We start from the raw sequence: 18521 nt of genomic DNA, 5'->3' as shown, positions 1-18521 counted from the left end.
CGTGTAGGATGAAAATAACTTCTTAAGGGAAGGAGGCAGCCAAATGGGTGATCATATCCGGCGGAATATGCCTTTATTTCCTATTAGCATAGTGAAGAAGCTGACAGAACTATCCGCTAGGCAAATTAGGTATTATGAAGAACATGGTCTTGTTTATCCTGCAAGAACTGAAGGCAATCAACGATTATTTTCATTTAATGACGTAGATAGGCTGTTAGAAATTAAAACTCTCATTGAACGCGGAGTGAATTTATCAGGAATTAAAGAAATTTTTGAACTGCGTGCCCAAAATGAAGAGGAAAAACCGAAGCCTGTTCTTAAAAATACAGAAAGTATGAGTGATAAAGAACTGCGTCGACACTTAAAAAATGAAGTATTGGTTGCAGGAAAGCAGGGAAGAACTTCAATGATCCAAGGACAATTGTCCAGATTTTTTCATTGATCAGGTGATTTCCTTTTGTCCATCATGACAGAAGATTTCATACTATTATTTATTGAAACGAAAGAGAGGAGACACACCAAATGGCCAACAAGTATTCAAGAGAAGATATCACAAGAATGGCTGAAGAAGAAAACGTAAAATTTATTCGACTTCAATTTACAGACCTTCAAGGTATTATTAAAAACGTAGAAATTCCAGTGGATCAACTATCAAAAGCTTTGGATAACAAAATGATGTTTGACGGTTCTTCCATAGAAGGGTTCGTTAGAATTGAAGAATCTGATATGTACTTATATCCTGATCTAAATACATGGGTAGTATTCCCTTGGACTCCTGAAAAAGGGAAAGTAGCACGCCTTATTTGCGACATATATGAACCTGGTGAAGTAGGTGGAGAACCAAAACCATTTTCCGGCGACCCGCGTGGTATTTTGAAACGCGTATTAAAAGAAGCGGAAGAAATGGGCTTCACTGCTTTCAATATTGGACCAGAACCAGAATTCTTCCTCTTCAAAAATGATGAAAAAGGCGAACCTACAATGGAACTTAATGATAAAGGCGGGTACTTTGACCTTGCCCCTACAGATTTAGGTGAAAACTGCCGCCGCGATATCGTACTTGAGCTTGAAGATATGGGATTTGAAATTGAAGCTTCTCACCATGAAGTTGCTCCTGGACAGCATGAAATTGACTTTGAATATGCTGATGCAATTACTACTTGCGACAATATTCAAACCTTTAAGCTTGTAGTAAAAACCATTGCAAGAAAGCATGGTTTGCATGCGACATTTATGCCTAAACCATTGTTTGGGGTGAATGGTTCCGGGATGCACTGTAATATGTCCTTGTTTAAAGGCAAAGAGAACACTTTCTTAGATGAAAGCACAGACTCTCAACTAAGTGAAACAGCAATGCAGTTTTTAGGCGGTATTCTTGAGCACGCTCAAGCATTCACTGCATTGACTAACCCTATCGTTAACTCTTATAAGCGTCTTGTACCAGGATTTGAAGCTCCTGTATATGTAGCTTGGTCGCTTAGAAATAGAAGTCCACTTGTTCGTATTCCTAACTCTAGAGGACTTAGCACACGTGTAGAAGTAAGAAGCCCAGACCCAGCTGCTAACCCATACCTTGCTATTGCTTCAATGCTTGCTGCAGGTCTTGACGGTATTAAGAAAAAACTCAAGGCGCCTGAGCCAACCGATCGTAATATTTATGTCATGAGCAAAGAAGAGCGTGAAGAAGAAGGCATTAAAGATCTTCCAGCTGACCTTAAACAAGCGTTGGACAGTCTCTTAAACGACGAAGTTCTTGTTAATGCGATCGGACCTCATGCTATTGAACATTTTGCAGAAGCAAAAGAAATCGAATGGGATATGTTCCGCTCTCAAGTACACCCTTGGGAAAGAGAACAATTTCTCTCCACATACTAAAATTAATTTTTAACCCCTTGATGACGTATCATCAAGGGGTTTTTACACGTTTGGTATAGGCAACAGGGAGACGTCTGCACACTTTATGGGGGATAACATATATTAACCATTGCCTAGTCGTTGTAAGAAGGAGTAATTACATTGAATATACGTTTGCGTTCTGTAGACCCCGCACTGTACCATTTTGCCCAATCTGAACGTTTTAAGCTTTTTAAAACAGCATCGGCAAACATTTTGAATGTAAAGCACCTAAACTCGGTTCTATCATATGTATATGAAGGACTTCCAAATCGTTACGGGGCAGCGCCACCACATAACGCTGCTGATGGATATACAGCAGAACCTCTTTTCATCAACCGATCACTGCTCGATTTGCTCCAAGAAGGGGGATATATTTTTTATACGAGGCACGGAGAAGCAACCGTAGGAGAAGATCAACCGAATTTCCTTTTCGAAAATTGTTTTACTCAAAGAAATCTCTCTGAGGCAGGAAGAAGACAAGCTGTTTTATACGGAGAAGTAATTCGCACGTTACGTATTCCTATTGAGTATCCAATTATAACTGCTCCTTTTTGCCGAACGAGAGAAACTGCTGAATTGGCTTTTGGCAAAAGCAATCTCGTAGAGGACCCTTTTTGGATTAATATTTATAGACTGGGAAGTCATATGAGTGCCATAAAACAGGAAAGAATTTTAAACTCCCTACATTCATTTCTAGAAATACCGCCTGCTCCGAGAAAAAATAAGGTCGTTGTCGCTCACAGTTTTCCCCCAGGCGTAGGGTTAGGTCAGATTCCTAACATGGGAACAGTAGTTGTAAAACCATTTGGACAGGGAAACGGCTATGAAATTGCAGGTTATCTAACTTTAGGACAATGGATGAGTTGGATGGAATAAATATGAAGGAGAAATGAATAGAAACGAAAAGGTTCATTTTAAAAATGCAGCGATAAACGATTCAAGGTAAAGGACATGTGCGTTTTTAGCAGAAGTTCTTTTCCTTTTTCATTAGTGGTCTTTTATATAGCGACAAGCCGCGTTTTTCTACTCTTAGACCAACATCCAATTATTAATAATTTATTTCTGAAAAGGTTATACAACTGTCTAAACAAATCTAAAGAGAGATCATAAATTATTAAAGAGGACACGTCAGGGGAGGGATATTAATGGGATACGGTTATAAAGACAGTTTTGCGTTGATTGTAGTATTATTTATACTGCTAATCATCGTAGGAACTGCATTTGTTAAATACTAATCACCGCTTCGAACGTGGGGTGATTTGTCAATAGTGCAGTAAAATGAGAGGCCAAAAATAACCCGGCTAATGTTTCATAACATTGATGGCCGGGTTGTTTCATGTAAAATATGGACAATTAATGCAGCGTTCGAAATACACCCGTAACTTTCCCCAGAATAGTACAATTGTCTAAAATAATTGGTTCCAACGCAGCATTCTCTGGCTGCAGACGAATAAAATTTTCTTCTTTGTAAAAGCGTTTTACTGTAGCTTCAAGTTCTTCTGTCATTGCTACAATAATATCTCCATTATCTGCGGTCTGCTGTTGTCTAACAATGACGAGATCGCCATCATAAATACCAGCTTCGATCATACTGTCCCCTTGAATAGTTAAGATGAATACTTTTTCATCTGAGACCATACGCTCTGGTAAGGGGATATACTCTTCAATATTTTCTACAGCAGTAATTGGATCCCCCGCTGTAACTTTACCTAATACAGGAACATAAACAGCATTGCTTTCTGAAATGTGCGGCTGCACGTCTTCTAGTTCTAATACTTCAATCGCTCTTGGCTTGGTTGGGTCACGCCGAATCAACCCTTTATTTTCAAGCCTGGAGAGATGACCGTGCACCGTTGAACTGGATGCGAGGCCAACAGCTTCACCGATTTCACGTACGGAAGGAGGATAACCTTTTTGCCGGACTTCATCTTTTATATAATCTAAAATTTGCTGCTGGCGTTTCGATAATTTTGGCATCGGTTCAGCACCTCTATTTCTAATATTTTCATGTGTTAAGTATAGCATGGAAAACATATGTACGCAAACATTCGTTCTAATTATCACTTGACGGGAACAAAGGTTCCCTTTATACTGAATCATAATAAGAACATACATTCTCATGAGTCGGAGGGAAAGTAATGTATACCAAAATGAAACAGTTAAGCAGTCAGGAATGGGCCATTTTAATTCTTTTTATTATTTCTATCATTTCACTCGTATTAACTGTTCAATTAACTTCGTATGAAGAAGATAAAGACGTGTATGTAAATACGCTGGATGAAGAGAAAGAAGATGTGCTAACCTATACGTGGGTGGATGAGTGAAAAAGGAAAATAAATATGAGCTAATGAAAAGGTGAGGGAATTATTGAAAAGCTGCATAATATATTGCCGGGTAAGTACAAATAAAGAAACACAGAAATCATCATTAAAAAGGCAACAAGAAGAACTCATTCATTTATCAGAAAAAAAGGGATTTTACCTCTCAAAAATTATTGCAGAGGAAGCTAGCGGGTATTCGATTGAAAGGGATGGCCTGCTTGAAGTTCTGGATCTTTTATCTGCAAAAGAAGCTGATGTTTTATGTATACAGGATGATACTAGATTAGGACGAGGAAATGCCAAAGTGGCCATGCTTCATCAATTATTTAAACTAAATATCCCTATATATACGGTGAAAGACGAAGGAGTACTTCAGTTGTCTGAAACTGATAACATGTTGATGGATATATTGTCTATGGTAGAAGAACATCAAAGAAAATTACATAATTTAAAGATTAAAAGAGGAATGAAACAAGCAGTAGCCAGTGGATATAAGCCTGAAAAAAATTTATCTGACCGCAGGCAGGGCGGAAGGAAAAAGAAAGATGCACCAATTGAAGAAATTGTTCGGCTTAGAAAATTAGAACTGACATTTTATGATATTGCAGCAACATTGCGTGGATTTGGTTATGATGTTTCAAAGGCTACTGTACACAGAAGGTACAAAGAACACATGGAGAAAATAGCTAATAATTCGGAGTAATTCCTTTGTTGCTTGGAAAATTTTGAATTTGAGTGTTATGGAGCGCCTCTCATCAAGTACAATAGCTGTTGCAAATCATAAATAGATCATTTACATTAAAAGACAAGTTAAAAAAGCGGAACATTAGGGAGGTTTTCATACATTTATGCTTTCTCAAGAGAAGATTGCACGTATTAATGAACTAGCTAACCGTTCTAAAACTACGGGTTTAACGGAGCAGGAAGAAAAAGAACAGAAAATGCTGCGGCAAGAATATTTATCTAAATTCCGTTCCTCCTTTAAAAGCCAGCTGCAATCCGTAAAAGTTGTGGATCCGAATGGTAAAGATGTTACTCCCGATCAATTAGTTAAAACGAAAAGAAATAACTTGAACTATCGTCAGTAGTTTCATATACAGATAAAAAGTGCCTGATGGTTAACGCACCATCAGGCTTTTTATATATTACTGTGAAAATCGGATACAATTCTAATTATGATCTAAAATGGCAATATGCTTAAAATTTATCAGCAGTCGTTTTCAGGTACTTTATTTTAAAAAACAAATTGTTTGAAGGTCGTTTATCGATAATACTTGACATCAGCCTTGTACTATTAAGATAGAACGTTTATGATTAAATACGTAGGTAATAATACATATTGAATTTTGGGAAAGGAAGGGAATGACATGGCAGCTAAGAGTGTGGAAGAATTAGCCATTAACACTATCCGTACACTATCTATTGACAGTATTGAAAAGGCCAGTTCCGGTCACCCGGGATTACCGATGGGCGCTGCTCCTATGGCCTATACATTGTGGAGTAAATTTATGAAACATAATCCGGGCAATCCTGACTGGTTTGATCGTGATCGATTTGTATTATCAGCAGGGCATGGTTCTATGCTTTTATACAGTCTCCTTCATTTAAGCGGATATGATTTATCACTGGATGAATTAAAAAACTTTAGACAATGGGACAGCAAGACCCCAGGACATCCTGAATACGGAGATACACCTGGTGTAGAAGCTACAACAGGACCGCTTGGACAAGGATTGGCGATGGCCACAGGAATGGCAATGGCAGAACGTCATTTAGCTGCTGTATATAATAAAGAAGATATTAACGTAGTAGATCATAACACTTACGTTTTATGCGGTGATGGAGACTTGATGGAAGGGGTTTCATCTGAATCTGCATCATTAGCTGGCCATTTGAAGTTAGGAAAGTTAATTGTACTTTATGATTCAAATGATATTTCTCTTGATGGAGATCTGCATCAATCTTTCTCCGAAGATGTAATGAAACGTTATGAAGCTTATGGCTGGCACACGATTCTTGTAAAAGATGGAAATGATCTTGAAGCAATCGAAAGCGCTATCGAAGAAGCGAAAAACTCGGATCGTCCATCTCTTATTGAAGTAAAAACAGAGATTGGATTTGGCTCTCCGAACAAAGGCGGGACAAATGCAGCCCACGGTGCTCCGTTAGGTGAAGATGAAGTAACACTTGCTAAAGGGACGTACAAATGGAATTTTGAAGAAGAATTTCATGTACCTGCTGAAGTAACAGAACATTTTGCTGAAGGCAAAGCAGAAGGTGCACGAAAAGAACAAGAATGGAACGACAAGGTAGAAACATATAAAGAAAAATATCCTGAACTGGCTGAACAATTTATACGTGCCATAAAAGGAGACCTTCCGGCGGACTGGGAAAAAGAACTGCCTGTATACAATGACGAAAAACTTGCTACAAGAGCAGCTTCCGGAGAAGCACTACAAAAAATATCAAAAGCGGTTCCTTCTTTGTTTGGCGGTTCAGCTGACCTTGCTTCTTCTAATAAAACGTTAATTAAAGAAGAATCAGACTTCAGCCGTGATAATTATAAAGGGAGAAATGTATGGTTTGGAGTGCGTGAGTTTGCGATGGCTGCGGCCGGAAACGGTTTAAAACTTCATGGAGGCGTCCATCCTTACGTTTCCACCTTTCTCGTATTTTCGGATTACTTGCGCCCGGCTCTTCGCCTGAGTGCTCTCATGAAACTGCCGCTAACTTATGTGTTCACTCACGACAGCATTGCTGTTGGGGAAGACGGCCCAACTCATGAGCCTATTGAGCAAACATCTTCTTTAAGAGCAATTCCTAATGTAAATGTTATTCGTCCGGCTGACGGAAATGAAACAACGGCTGCATGGAAAGCTGCTCTTCAAAGTGAAAATACTCCAACCGCACTTGTGTTAACTCGACAAGGCCTCCCAACACTTCCAGGTACTGTTGATAAAGCAGAAGAAGGAGTGCAAAAAGGAGCATATGTTCTTTCAGAATCTTCCAAGCGTCCGGATATACTTCTTCTCGCTACAGGTTCTGAAGTATCACTTGCCGTTGAAGCAAAAGGTGAGCTGGAAAAGGATGGAATAAAAGCAAATGTTATAAGTATGCCAAATTGGAAAGCTTTTGATGAACAAGACACAGCCTATCAAGAAGAAATTCTTCCACAAGGTGTTCCTGCTCTTGCATTAGAAATGGGAGCTTCCCACGGATGGCATAAGTATGTAGGGTATAATGGGGTTGTTTTAGGCATTGATCGATTTGGTGCCTCTGCCCCTGGAGATAAAATTGTACAGGAATACGGGTTTACAGTAGAAAATGCTGTAGCTAAAGCAAAATCTTTGTTGGATTCAAAATAATTCTGGCGCCTCGAAAAAGAGTAATCAAATAAATTGCTCTTTTTTCGGGGTTTTTCTATTTTTTTAGGTATAAAGATATAAATGTTATTCTTTTACCTCTAACTATGTTCTCAATTTTTTATTCGACAAAATCAGTATTAATTATTTTCAGAAAATGACAGGACTTTTACTTATGATGAGGTATTATATAATAAAAGCAGTGAAGGGGGAGAAATCATGACAACCCGGTTTCAAATGGTCATTATTACAAAAGAAGTAGCGATGCAATATTATCAATCTGAAAACAAGTTGTTTCGTTTGTTTCTTGATTATGAGCGTGCATACGAGTGGGCTCGTCCTGTTTTAGAAAAACAAATACGTTATATTACGGAGGCCATCTTACCTGCTCACTGGAATGACTCCCTGTCATGTCAACTGCACAACATTGGGTATAAAGAAGAGAAAGCCGAAACAGGTTATTTATATTTTTCAGAAAAGTCAAAAAGTAAATTGTTTGTTGATGACAGATTTGTGCATTTTACTCACTCTGGTTCTCCTAAAGTCGAATGGGAAGTCTTTGACTGTTTAAAAAGTTTGTCCCCGTATGTATTTGCTGTCAATTTTGAAAAAGAAACGTACGGCTGGTTAAAACCATTAAAAGTGTTTTCCGTTTTATAATGTTTTTGTAAAGCTTGGTCTCTAATTTTGCTCTTTTTTGTTGTATTGAAATTCCGTATTTTCAGCCGCCTTTATAAAGAAATTTTCTTCACCTCTTTTAATGGCACAGGGGATACGTTATAATTATATAGGTTAAACGTGGCAATTATTACAGAATATTTGTTTTAATGGCTTTAGAAGGAGGAAATTAGAGGATGGACTGGCTTTGGTTTGTACTCGTCGGTGTGCTTTGTCTATTGGCGGGTGCTGCATTAGGATTTTTTATTGCTCGAAAAACAATGATGAACTATTTGAAGAAAAACCCGCCAATCAACGAGCAAATGCTTCGGGTAATGATGATGCAAATGGGACAAAACCCTTCTCAAAAGAAAATAAATCAGATGATGAAAGCAATGCAGAAGCAACAAGATAAAAAGTAATCAAGAGGCTGTTTCAAAAGGAACTGTGGACGTTTAGAGTTTCACATGCCATTTTGAAGCAGTCTTTTGTTTTGGAAAAAATCATTAATGATTCAATTCCGAAATCAAAGGCTTAAACCTGTTTGCATGAATTCTCTCACTCGTTGTATGATAGTAGTAATGTTTTTTTAATGAGCGTCCCTGTAATCACAGCATATGATATCAAGCAGGGAGGGGAGTTGGAAAGAATGAATACCATGTTAATAATTACCACCTTCGGCGCAGCAATGATGGCAGCAATAGCCATTTTTATTCGAATGAAAGCAATAAAAAGGCCGGCAACAGCAAAAAAAATAATTTTACCGCCATTGTTTATGTCTACTGGATTTTTAATGTTTTTATATGAACCAACCCATATTACGATATCACAAACCATAGAAGCTTTATCGGTTGGTCTTGTATTTTCATTGCTCTTAATAAAAACGTCTAGTTTTGAAATTAGAGAACAACATATCTATATGAAACGTTCTAAAGCTTTTGTCTTTATTTTATTTGGTTTATTAATTGCACGAATCATTTTTAAACTACTGATTGGTGATGCTATAAACATAGAAGAATTAGGAGCAATGTTTTTTATCCTTGCATATGGCATGATTATTCCATGGCGGATATTTATGCTTATTGCCTATAAAAAAATGGAAAGACAAATGCGGTTGGAAGAAAAAAACACAGCTGTAGCATTTAGGTCATAATATTTTTCAAAAAGAAACAGGCTGTCTGCCTAATTACACGCAGACAGCCCTCTTTTTTTAGGCGGCTTATTTTCACTTCTCCTCCTTTACTAGGAAGCTTTTAGCTTGTTTTACGAAAATAAATGTTCATAAGGAGAAACATCTATATCCTTTTCATTTAGTTTTTTTCGTAAAAATTTGTGATCTCTTTTGGGGGTAGCGATTATGTAACCACGGATTAAAAGATCCTCATCAATTTGGTTTACGTCTTCTTGTAACGCTAGTTCCCCGATCTTTCCGGCAATTTTTTCTCTGGCTGTATCCCTGAACAATTCCGGGACAGGTTCTACCAACTCTTCTAGCAGATCCTTTTTTTCCTGCGGCCATAAATGAATGGTTCTTTCGAGGTAGTAATCCTGCCAGTCTAAAATAGATTTTCCGTCTTCTTTTGGAAATCTTTTTAAAAACTTTCGAAACATAAAATAACCGCCGATAAACATAACGACAGTAAGAAAAACGGACCAGAAAACAATAAACCACATAAATATATCGGAAGGCATCCGATTCACCTCATTTGCTGAATCTAAACGATATTTTATCACAGAAATCACAAAAAAGCAGGGGAAGACATAGATTTCATATCTTTCGCAATATCAAAATGAAGGCGGATTTGGTATACTTCCAATGGAAGGAGAGGAAAACATGTGGTTAGAAATTAGCAGCTTTATTATTCATTGGCTGATGGCCCTGGCCTTTTTTATGCTGATTCCCTTACCCTTTTTCTTAAAAGGGATGGAAGGAGAGAACCTCCTATTCATTAAGAAACTGTACCGTCCAATCATGCATTTCGCTCACGTTGGTTTAATCGGCTCTATTATTACCGGGATATTTCTTATACAAAACGGGTTATCGTGGTGGATTATTGTTGTTTTTGTACTTTGGCTCACCATTGGGGCTCTCTTAGGATTAACTGCCAAAAACCTTCGTCTATCCATGGAAAATAACAATAAAGATCGTTCTTTATTGAGATTCAGTTACATTCTTACTGTGGCTATACTAGGAATGTTTATATTGAAGTTTGCCAATTGGTTTTAGTGTAAATGGTACATACTAATTATTGTCGTAAGAAAGGATGTACGTAAACAATGGCCAAAAAAGATGTGAACGATTATATAGAACAAGGGATCTACGGACCAAAAGAAACAAATCCAGAGGAAAAACGGAGATTTCTAGGTACGTACAGAGAACGTGTGCTTCTAGCCCTTACAAAAAAACAAGTGATGGAAAAAGGTACGTATCCAGAAGTAGAAAAAGTGTTACAAAATCATGCGGATACTGTTATGATCGTGAATGGAAAATTAGGATATACGGCCTTGTCTCCTTACACTAAAATGGCGGCTCATTATGGTGTGCACGCTAAGCGAGTGACAAACATGGATAAGAAAACAGATATTGGACTTGTGCTCGCTAAAGAGTACGCCGTAAATAAAGAAATAATTTTTATTGAAGAACAAAACGGAAATCAAGATGAGAAAAAAGAAAAAAAGCCTTGGTGGAAAAAAATATTCAGTTTGAACTAAAACCGGTGGTGCTTCCACCGGTTTTTATATTTGCTTAAGCATTTAGAAAATATGAGTCCGCTGTTAGACTTAACGGCAAGCCAAGTTTTTCTAATTAATTTCATATGGAATAATGCATTTACTATATACGAAAACTACCTTGTAGAAAAGGATTACTTTTCCAAGGGAGTGATTTCATGAAAGCAAACGACTATCCAAAGGCTCAAGGATTATATGATCCTGCAAATGAGCATGAAGCTTGCGGGATTGGTATGATCGCGAACATCAATGGCAAAAAATCACATGATATTGTTCAGAATGCGATTACGATACTTTGCAACCTTGAACATAGAGGAGGACAATCCGCTGATATCAGTACAGGTGATGGAGCGGGAATATTAACGCAGATTCCGCATTCCTTTTTCAAACAAGCCTGTGAAAAGCTAGATATCGAACTCCCTCCAAAAGGAAATTATGGGATAGGTATGGTGTTTTTGCCTCAAAAACCAGAAGAGCGGAAAAAATCCGAGCAAATAGTTGAAAAAATCATTAACGAGGAAGGCCTCACATTTCTAGGGTGGCGAACGGTGCCTGTTAACGACTCCTTTGTCGGCGACCATGCAAAAAAGTCAAAACCCTTTATCCGTCAACTTTTTATTGCACCTAAAACGGATCCAAACGATAGAATGGAATTTGAAAGACTGTTATACATTGTTCGTAAACGGTCTGAAAAAGAAACCGGCAATATTGAAGGAACGTTTTATATATGCAGTTTGTCTAGTACTACTATTGTTTACAAAGGTATGTTAATACCAGAACAACTCGATTCTTTTTATATTGATTTAAATCACCCTGATTTCAAATCAGCATTAGCTCTCGTTCATTCTCGCTTTAGCACAAATACATTTCCTAGCTGGGAACGCTCTCACCCGAATCGTTTAACAATACACAATGGAGAATTTAATACACTTCGAGGTAATGTAAACTGGATGCGGGCAAGGGAAAAGTTTTGTCATTCAATCGCATTTAACAAAACGAAATTAGAAAAAATATTACCTGTTATTGACACAAATGGAAGTGACTCTTCTATGTTTGATAACTGTTTTGAATTTCTGCATTTGTCTGGCCGTTCTCTTGCTCATACAGCTATGATGATGATACCAGAACCATGGGTTAACGATGAACGAATGAGTCCTGAAAAAAGATCATTTTATGAGTATCACAGCTGCTTGATGGAACCTTGGGATGGTCCTGCTGCTGTAGTGTATACAGATGGAAAACAAATAGGCGCCTGTCTGGATAGAAACGGTTTAAGACCAGCAAGGTATTATGTCACAAAAGACGGCATGATAGTGTTCGGTTCGGAAGTAGGCGTACTTGATATATACCCGGAAGAAATTGAGTACAAAGAAAGGCTTCATCCAGGAAAAATGCTGCTTGTCGATGTAGAAGAAGGGAAGATTATTAGTGATGAAGAGCTGAAACATACGATCGCTTTAGAAGAACCATATGAGAAATGGGTGGATGAACATATGGTTAACCTTGAAGATTTGTCTGAGGTTAATACAGAGGAGTCTTTCACTGCAGAGGAACTGATAACTCTTCAGCAAGCATTTGGGTATACGACAGAAGAACTGAACAAAATTTTAAAACCGATGGTAACAGACAAAAAAGATCCAGTTGGTTCTATGGGATATGATTCACCGCTTGCAGTTTTATCCAGACGTCCGCAGCTTTTGTACAATTACTTTAAACAACTGTTTGCACAAGTTACGAATCCACCGCTTGATGCAATCAGAGAAAAAGTAATTACTGCCGTTGAAACAACAATTGGTCCTGAGGGAAATCTCGTTCAACCACAGCCAGCAAGCTGTAAAAAAATCCGGTTGGAAAAGCCTATTCTAACAAGTTCTCAATTAGAAAAACTTCGTTTGAATGCCTATGAAGGATTTCAAACAAAAACGTTATCAATTTTATTTAATGTCAATAAAGAGGAAAATGAATTAGAAAATAGATTAAACGCGTTATTTGAAGAAGCCGAGCAAGCTATTGAAAATGGCGTGACATTATTTATTTTATCCGATCGCGGGGTAGACGCTGACAACGCAGCAATTCCTGCTTTGCTAGCAGTATCTGGTTTGCATCACCATTTAATACGGAAAGGACTACGAACAAAAGTCAGTATTCTGCTAGATTCGGCAGAGCCTAGGGAAGTTCATCACTTTGCAATGCTGATCGGCTACGGAGCTGAAGCAATTCACCCTTATCTTGCATATGATTCTTTACGTCAGCTGATTAAGCTAGGAGATCTTCGGCATACTGATGAACAAAAAGCAATTCAGACGTATGTGGAAGCTGCAGTGGATGGAGTGGTAAAAATACTCTCTAAAATGGGAATTTCTACCATTCAAAGCTATCGCGGCGCACAAATTTTTGAAGCAGTTGGTATTCATATGGATGTAATTGATAAATATTTTACACGTACAGCCTCAAGATTAGGCGGAATAGGTTTAGATATAATTGAAAAAGAGGTACTAACGAGGCACGGAAAAGCTTTTCGAATAAACAGAGGGACTCCAACGCTAGAGTCAGGCGATGAATTTCAATGGCGAAAACATGGTGAAGACCACCAATATAACCCCCAAACGATTCATCTGCTTCAGCAAGCATGCCGGAATAATAATTATGAGCTTTTCAAAAAGTATTCTCACTTACTGACGGATTCAACGAACCATCTGCAATCATTAAGAGGCTTATTGACATTTAAAAGAAGAAAACCAATTCCAATCGAAGAAGTCGAGCCCGTAGAAGCAATTGTAGCACGTTTTAAAACAGGAGCAATGTCATACGGTTCCATAAGCGAAGAAGCTCATGAAGCGTTAGCTATTGCAATGAACCGGATTGGCGGACGAAGCAATTCGGGTGAAGGCGGGGAAGAGGAAACGCGATTTACAAAGGACCCTAACGGTGATTGGAGGCGCAGCTCAATCAAGCAAGTAGCTTCCGGCCGTTTTGGGGCGAACAGTCATTATTTATCTAATGCCGATGAAATTCAAATTAAAATTGCTCAAGGTGCTAAACCAGGAGAAGGAGGCCACCTGCCAGGAAAAAAGGTATACCCTTGGATCGCAGAAGTAAGAAGATCTACGCCAGGTGTGGCTTTGATTTCACCGCCTCCGCATCACGATATTTATTCTATTGAAGATTTAGCTGAATTAATTCATAACTTAAAAAATGCGAATCCAAAAGCGCGCGTTAGTGTAAAACTTGTTTCTGCTGTAGGGGTAGGGACAATAGCTGCCGGTGTAGCAAAAGGAAGAGCAGATCTTGTTTTAATCAGTGGATATGACGGCGGCACTGGAGCGGCTCCGCGTACTAGTATCAAGCACACCGGGCTGCCTTGGGAAATTGGATTAGCTGAAACCCACCAAACATTATTAATGAATCGCCTGAGAGATCGAATCGTTGTAGAAACAGACGGCAAAATGATGACTGGACGTGACGTGGTTGTAGCTGCCTTACTCGGAGCTGAAGAGTTTGGGTTTTCTACCGCACCGTTGGTTGTACTTGGTTGTGTCATGATGAGAGTTTGCCATTTAGACACTTGTCCTGTAGGTGTAGCAACACAAGACCCTGAACTAAGAAGGAAATTTACAGGTAGTCCAGACCACGTTGTGAATTTTATGCAATTTATTGCACAAGAAGTTCGGGAATGGATGGCTGCACTTGGGTTTCGAACGATAAATGAAATGATTGGCCGGACCGATGTATTAAAAGCTGATGAACAAGTTTTATCACATTGGAAAGCACGAGGAATAAATTTGGATGCGCTTCTATATCAACCTGACGTTCCTGAACATGTCAGCCGCTACAGCGTGATAGAACAGGTTCACGGTCTTGATAAAACGTTAGATCAGCAAGAACTTATTCCGATGTGTAAACAAGCAATCGAACAGAAAAAAACAGTAAAAGCGACCGTCTCTATTCGGAATATTAATCGTGTAGCAGGAACGATGTTAGGAAATGAAATCACTAAACGATACGGCCGGCACGGCTTGCCTGAAGATACGATTCATTTAACATGTAAAGGGTCGGCTGGACAGAGTTTCGGAGCATTCATACCTCCTGGAATAACAATGAGACTAATAGGTGATGCCAATGATTATGTTGGAAAAGGACTTTCAGGCGGTAAATTAATTATCCATCCTTCAAAAAAATCAACCTTTCCCGCTGAAGCAAATATTATTGTCGGTAATGTTTGCTTTTATGGAGCTATTTCTGGAGAAGCTTATCTCCGTGGTATAGCCGGCGAACGTTTTTGTGTTAGAAACAGCGGAGCCGAAGTAGTGGTTGAAGGAATTGGTGATCATGGTTGTGAGTACATGACAGGAGGAAAAGTCATTGTTTTAGGAGATACCGGAAAAAATTTTGCTGCGGGCATGTCAGGCGGAATTGCATATGTGCTTGATGAAGATTCTTTTTTTCATGAGAAATGCAACCAAGAACAAGTACTGCTACAGCGTGTACAGGATCAACAAGAGGAAAAAGACATACACATGCTGATTAAAAAACATGTTCAGTATACGAATAGTACGAAAGCGCAATACGTGCTCGATAATTGGGAAAATCTATTGTCTTCTTTCATTAAAGTCATTCCAAAAGATTATTTAGAAATGCAGACAAGACTTCAAGAGCTAGAAGCAGAAGGAATGACAAAACAAGAGGCAGCGATTACTGCCTTTAATGAAAGCAAAAAGGCGGTAGAAGAAATAAAAGAACCAATGGAACTGGAGGGATAAACAATGGGTAAGCCAACTGGATTTATGGAGTATCAACGCCAAACTTGGCCAGAGCGTCATCCGGCAGATCGGGTGAAAGATTGGAACGATTATACATTGCCGATGGCAGAGGAAGAAGTAAAAATACAAGGAGCTCGCTGTATGGATTGCGGTATTCCCACTTGTCATATGGGAACAAATATAAATGGAATGACAACTGGCTGTCCCGTTTATCACCTCATCCCTGAATGGAACGACCTTGTTTATCAAGGCCAGTGGAAAGAAGCTTTAGAACGAGAACATAAAATGAATAACTTTCCCGAATTTACGGGTATGGCTTGTCCTGCCCCGTGCGAAGGAGCGTGTGTACTTGGAATTAATGAGCCCCCGGTTGCTATTAGATCGATAGAACGCGCGATTATTGAAAAGGGATTTGAAGAAGGGTGGGTCAAGCCGGAACCGCCTTCACATCGGACTGGAAAAAAAGCGGCAGTAGTCGGATCCGGCCCAGCAGGTCTAGCTTGTGCTGCTCAGCTTAATAAAGCCGGTCATTATGTTACTGTTTTTGAAAGAAATGACCGTATAGGGGGCCTTTTAACGTACGGTATACCTGAGATGAAACTTTCTTATCGTATAGTGGAACGCCGAGTTGACTTATTAAAACAAGAAGGAATTACGTTTATTGCGAATACAGAGGTAGGAAAAGATTATCCTGTTTCTAAACTTCAATCAGAGTTTGATGCGGTTATTCTTTGCGGCGGTGCATCCCAACATCGTGATTTAACAATGGAAGGCCGGGACTTAAAAGGAATTCATTTTGCGATGGATTTTTTGCATGCCAATACGAAAAGTTTATTGGATACAAAGTTAGAGGACGGCCAATATATTTCAGCAAAAGGAAAAGATGTTATTGTTATTGGAGGAGGAGATACAGGAACTGATTGTCTTGCCACATCAATAAGACATCAATGCAAATCATTAACGCAATTTGACATTCATGACAAAAAGCAAACAGATCGTCCAGCTCATAATCCATGGCCGCAATGGCCGATTATCCACCGGGTAGAATACGGACAAAAAGAAGCAGCCACTGTCTTTGGAGAAGACCCGCGTGCTTATATGGTGCAAACGACCAAATTTGTTGGAGACGGAAATGGCCGCGTGAAAGAAGTCCATACAATAAATGTAGAGGAAAAAATCGATAATAATGGAAACAAAAAAAGAATAGAAGTACCTGGGACAGAAAAAATATGGCCGGCTCAACTTGTTCTTTTAGCTATAGGCTTTAGCGGACCAGAACAAAGCTTAATTCAATCCCTTGGTATTGATACGAATGAAAGTTCAAATGTAAAGGCTGAGTATGGAAACTACCGCACGAATGTAAAAGGGGTTTTTGCAGCAGGCGATATGAGACGCGGACAAAGTTTAATTGTATGGGCGATCAATGAAGGAAGAGAAGCAGCCAGAGAATGTGATCGCTATTTAATGGGCACAACAGAGCTGCCATAGTAAAAAAGGGCCTATTCACTAAGATTGGTGAATGGTCCCTTTATTCTTACTGGAAAGTCTTTATGCTTCTATTTTAGTTTCATTTTCTGTATCTAGATCATATGCACTATGGAGGATTTTGACGGATTGTTTGCCGTATTCTAGCGGTACAAGACAAGAGACTTTAATTTCTGATGTTGTAATCATTTTCATCCGAATGTCGTTATCATTTAATACGTTAAACATTTTAGCTGCTACCCCGGTGTTAGTAATCATACCTGCACCGATGATAGAAACTTTTGCAACATCTTTTTCGAAAAAAGCGTGACGAAAGCTTAAATTTTCTTTCTGTTTTTCTATAATTTCCATAGCGCGTTCGGCTTCTTCTTTACCAACTGTAAAGGCTAGATGAAAGGTTTCTGCTCCGTGTTCACTTAATACGATCATATCAACGTTAATATTGGCCTGTGCAAGGGAGTCAAACACTTTAGACATTGCCCCAATTTCATTTCGTATATCCAATACCTCTATTTTGCTCACATCTTCATCGTATGCAACTCCACTAACAACGATTTCTTTTTCCAATGTGTTTTCCTCCTTTACATACGTTCCTTCTTTATCTGAAAAACTAGAACGAACTAACAAATTTACTCCATGAACTTTGGCTAATTCAACGGCTCTAGGATGAAGAACAGAAGCACCTAATACAGCCATTTCTAACATTTCATCGAAAGAAATGGTGGAGAGTTTTTTGGCATATGGTACGATTCTTGGGTCCGTACTATAGATTCCGTCTACATCTGTGTTTATTTCACAACGATCGGCCTTTAATGCAGCAGTTACTGCTACTGCTGTTGTATCAGAGCCTCCTCTTCCTAACGTTGCGATTTCTTTTTCATTGGTCATTCCTTGAAAACCCGCTACAATGACGACTTTTCCTTCATCAATTGATTCTTGTATTCGCTCTGATTCTATATTAATAATTCGAGCATTTCCAAAATAAGGTTCGGTGGCTATTCCAGCCTGCCAGCCTGTATAAGAGATGGATGGCACATTCATTTCTTGCAGAGAAGCTGATAATAAAGCAATCGACACTTGTTCTCCGGTTGTTAATATCATATCCATTTCACGACGAGGCGGAGTATCCGTTACTTCATACATTAAAGATACCAATTTGTCTGTTTGGTCCCCCATTGCAGAAACGACGACGATAACTTTATCACCTTCCTCCACTGTTTGTTTTACACGCTCTGCCACTTTTTTTATTTTTGACACATCTCCAACAGATGTTCCGCCATATTTTTGTACGACAATTCCCATGATAAAAA

18 protein-coding genes are annotated in these 18521 nt (G+C 38.8%); 15 read left to right on the top strand and 3 right to left on the bottom strand.

What is annotated here, in order from left to right:
• The first annotated feature begins 43 nt into the window (after positions 1–43).
• The 4 genes from CEF16_RS05280 (at position 44) to CEF16_RS05265 (ending at position 3131) form a co-directional block, all read left to right on the top strand.
• Positions 44–442, top strand: coding sequence for a MerR family transcriptional regulator (locus tag CEF16_RS05280; RefSeq protein WP_091580601.1), 399 nt, complete (start codon positions 44–46; stop codon positions 440–442).
• 80 nt (positions 443–522) lie between these two features.
• Positions 523–1875 carry a type I glutamate--ammonia ligase gene (glnA, locus tag CEF16_RS05275; protein ID WP_091580598.1) on the top strand — a complete coding sequence of 451 codons (1353 nt, stop codon included), beginning with the start codon at positions 523–525 and terminating at the stop codon, positions 1873–1875.
• A gap of 141 nt (positions 1876–2016) precedes the next feature.
• Entirely contained in the window at positions 2017–2772 is a 756-nt protein-coding gene (locus CEF16_RS05270; RefSeq protein ID WP_245917769.1) for a histidine phosphatase family protein, read from the top strand.
• A gap of 269 nt (positions 2773–3041) precedes the next feature.
• The gene (locus CEF16_RS05265; protein ID WP_091580595.1) at positions 3042–3131 is read left to right on the top strand and encodes a YjcZ family sporulation protein; all 90 of its coding nucleotides are present in this window, start codon (positions 3042–3044) and stop codon (positions 3129–3131) included.
• 118 nt (positions 3132–3249) lie between these two features.
• Here CEF16_RS05265 and lexA read toward each other — a convergent pair whose 3' ends face one another.
• On the bottom strand, positions 3250–3873 hold the full coding sequence (gene lexA, locus CEF16_RS05260) for a transcriptional repressor LexA (protein ID WP_091580765.1): 624 nt from the start codon (positions 3871–3873) through the stop codon (positions 3250–3252).
• Positions 3874–4034: 161 nt separating this feature from the next.
• Here lexA and CEF16_RS05255 point away from each other — a divergent pair, with 161 nt between their 5' ends.
• The 7 genes from CEF16_RS05255 to CEF16_RS05225 all read left to right on the top strand — a co-directional run bounded on the left by CEF16_RS05255 (position 4035) and on the right by CEF16_RS05225 (position 9389).
• Positions 4035–4220: a hypothetical protein gene (locus CEF16_RS05255; protein WP_091580593.1), complete on the top strand. Its 186-nt coding sequence runs from the start codon at positions 4035–4037 to the stop codon at positions 4218–4220.
• Between the two features lie 43 nt (positions 4221–4263).
• Positions 4264–4920 carry a YneB family resolvase-like protein gene (locus tag CEF16_RS05250; protein WP_091580589.1) on the top strand — a complete coding sequence of 219 codons (657 nt, stop codon included), beginning with the start codon at positions 4264–4266 and terminating at the stop codon, positions 4918–4920.
• 145 nt (positions 4921–5065) lie between these two features.
• Positions 5066–5305, top strand: coding sequence for a DUF896 domain-containing protein (locus CEF16_RS05245; protein ID WP_091580587.1), 240 nt, complete (start codon positions 5066–5068; stop codon positions 5303–5305).
• A gap of 279 nt (positions 5306–5584) precedes the next feature.
• Positions 5585–7582 carry a transketolase gene (tkt, locus tag CEF16_RS05240; protein ID WP_091580584.1) on the top strand — a complete coding sequence of 666 codons (1998 nt, stop codon included), beginning with the start codon at positions 5585–5587 and terminating at the stop codon, positions 7580–7582.
• A 216-nt stretch (positions 7583–7798) separates the two neighbouring features.
• Positions 7799–8239, top strand: a complete 441-nt coding sequence (gene sirA, locus CEF16_RS05235) for a sporulation inhibitor of replication protein SirA (protein ID WP_091580582.1) — start codon at positions 7799–7801, stop codon at positions 8237–8239.
• A gap of 194 nt (positions 8240–8433) precedes the next feature.
• Positions 8434–8658 carry a YneF family protein gene (locus CEF16_RS05230; protein ID WP_026701153.1) on the top strand — a complete coding sequence of 75 codons (225 nt, stop codon included), beginning with the start codon at positions 8434–8436 and terminating at the stop codon, positions 8656–8658.
• Between the two features lie 227 nt (positions 8659–8885).
• Positions 8886–9389, top strand: a complete 504-nt coding sequence (locus CEF16_RS05225) for a CcdC family protein (RefSeq protein ID WP_175488331.1) — start codon at positions 8886–8888, stop codon at positions 9387–9389.
• A 110-nt stretch (positions 9390–9499) separates the two neighbouring features.
• Here CEF16_RS05225 and CEF16_RS05220 read toward each other — a convergent pair whose 3' ends face one another.
• Positions 9500–9928, bottom strand: a complete 429-nt coding sequence (locus CEF16_RS05220) for a DUF2621 domain-containing protein (RefSeq protein WP_091580579.1) — start codon at positions 9926–9928, stop codon at positions 9500–9502.
• A 142-nt stretch (positions 9929–10070) separates the two neighbouring features.
• Here CEF16_RS05220 and CEF16_RS05215 point away from each other — a divergent pair, with 142 nt between their 5' ends.
• From CEF16_RS05215 to CEF16_RS05200, 4 genes are all read left to right on the top strand, one after another.
• Positions 10071–10463 carry a hypothetical protein gene (locus CEF16_RS05215; protein WP_091580576.1) on the top strand — a complete coding sequence of 131 codons (393 nt, stop codon included), beginning with the start codon at positions 10071–10073 and terminating at the stop codon, positions 10461–10463.
• 50 nt (positions 10464–10513) lie between these two features.
• Positions 10514–10948 (top strand): YueI family protein, encoded by a 435-nt coding sequence (locus CEF16_RS05210; protein ID WP_091580574.1) that lies wholly within the window; start codon positions 10514–10516, stop codon positions 10946–10948.
• 176 nt (positions 10949–11124) lie between these two features.
• On the top strand, positions 11125–15726 hold the full coding sequence (gene gltB, locus CEF16_RS05205) for a glutamate synthase large subunit (protein ID WP_091580571.1): 4602 nt from the start codon (positions 11125–11127) through the stop codon (positions 15724–15726).
• A gap of 3 nt (positions 15727–15729) precedes the next feature.
• Positions 15730–17214 carry a glutamate synthase subunit beta gene (locus CEF16_RS05200; protein WP_091580567.1) on the top strand — a complete coding sequence of 495 codons (1485 nt, stop codon included), beginning with the start codon at positions 15730–15732 and terminating at the stop codon, positions 17212–17214.
• A gap of 60 nt (positions 17215–17274) precedes the next feature.
• Here the strand turns inward: CEF16_RS05200 and CEF16_RS05195 are convergent, their stop codons facing one another.
• The gene (locus CEF16_RS05195) at positions 17275–18513 is read right to left on the bottom strand and encodes an aspartate kinase (protein ID WP_091580564.1); all 1239 of its coding nucleotides are present in this window, start codon (positions 18511–18513) and stop codon (positions 17275–17277) included.
• Positions 18514–18521: the final 8 nt, after the last annotated feature.

Source organism: Alteribacillus bidgolensis (assembly GCF_002886255.1).
Classification (GTDB): Bacteria; Bacillota; Bacilli; order Bacillales; family Marinococcaceae; genus Alteribacillus; species Alteribacillus bidgolensis.
The sequence above is the reverse complement of the archived record's forward strand: the minus strand, read 5'-3'. Positions and strand labels throughout refer to the sequence as shown.

Excerpts from the sequence above, each read along its gene's own strand:
- CEF16_RS05280 (WP_091580601.1), top strand. The coding sequence starts at position 44 with ATGGGTGATCATATCCGGCGGAATATGCCTTTATTTCCTATTAGCATA.
- glnA (WP_091580598.1), top strand. The coding sequence starts at position 523 with ATGGCCAACAAGTATTCAAGAGAAGATATCACAAGAATGGCTGAAGAA.
- CEF16_RS05265 (WP_091580595.1), top strand. The coding sequence starts at position 3,042 with ATGGGATACGGTTATAAAGACAGTTTTGCGTTGATTGTAGTATTATTT.
- lexA (WP_091580765.1), bottom strand. The coding sequence starts at position 3,873 with ATGCCAAAATTATCGAAACGCCAGCAGCAAATTTTAGATTATATAAAA.
- CEF16_RS05255 (WP_091580593.1), top strand. The coding sequence starts at position 4,035 with ATGTATACCAAAATGAAACAGTTAAGCAGTCAGGAATGGGCCATTTTA.
- CEF16_RS05245 (WP_091580587.1), top strand. The coding sequence starts at position 5,066 with ATGCTTTCTCAAGAGAAGATTGCACGTATTAATGAACTAGCTAACCGT.
- tkt (WP_091580584.1), top strand. The coding sequence starts at position 5,585 with ATGGCAGCTAAGAGTGTGGAAGAATTAGCCATTAACACTATCCGTACA.
- sirA (WP_091580582.1), top strand. The coding sequence starts at position 7,799 with ATGACAACCCGGTTTCAAATGGTCATTATTACAAAAGAAGTAGCGATG.
- CEF16_RS05230 (WP_026701153.1), top strand. The coding sequence starts at position 8,434 with ATGGACTGGCTTTGGTTTGTACTCGTCGGTGTGCTTTGTCTATTGGCG.
- CEF16_RS05225 (WP_175488331.1), top strand. The coding sequence starts at position 8,886 with ATGAATACCATGTTAATAATTACCACCTTCGGCGCAGCAATGATGGCA.
- CEF16_RS05220 (WP_091580579.1), bottom strand. The coding sequence starts at position 9,928 with ATGCCTTCCGATATATTTATGTGGTTTATTGTTTTCTGGTCCGTTTTT.
- CEF16_RS05215 (WP_091580576.1), top strand. The coding sequence starts at position 10,071 with ATGTGGTTAGAAATTAGCAGCTTTATTATTCATTGGCTGATGGCCCTG.
- CEF16_RS05210 (WP_091580574.1), top strand. The coding sequence starts at position 10,514 with ATGGCCAAAAAAGATGTGAACGATTATATAGAACAAGGGATCTACGGA.
- gltB (WP_091580571.1), top strand. The coding sequence starts at position 11,125 with ATGAAAGCAAACGACTATCCAAAGGCTCAAGGATTATATGATCCTGCA.
- CEF16_RS05200 (WP_091580567.1), top strand. The coding sequence starts at position 15,730 with ATGGGTAAGCCAACTGGATTTATGGAGTATCAACGCCAAACTTGGCCA.
- CEF16_RS05195 (WP_091580564.1), bottom strand. The coding sequence starts at position 18,513 with ATGGGAATTGTCGTACAAAAATATGGCGGAACATCTGTTGGAGATGTG.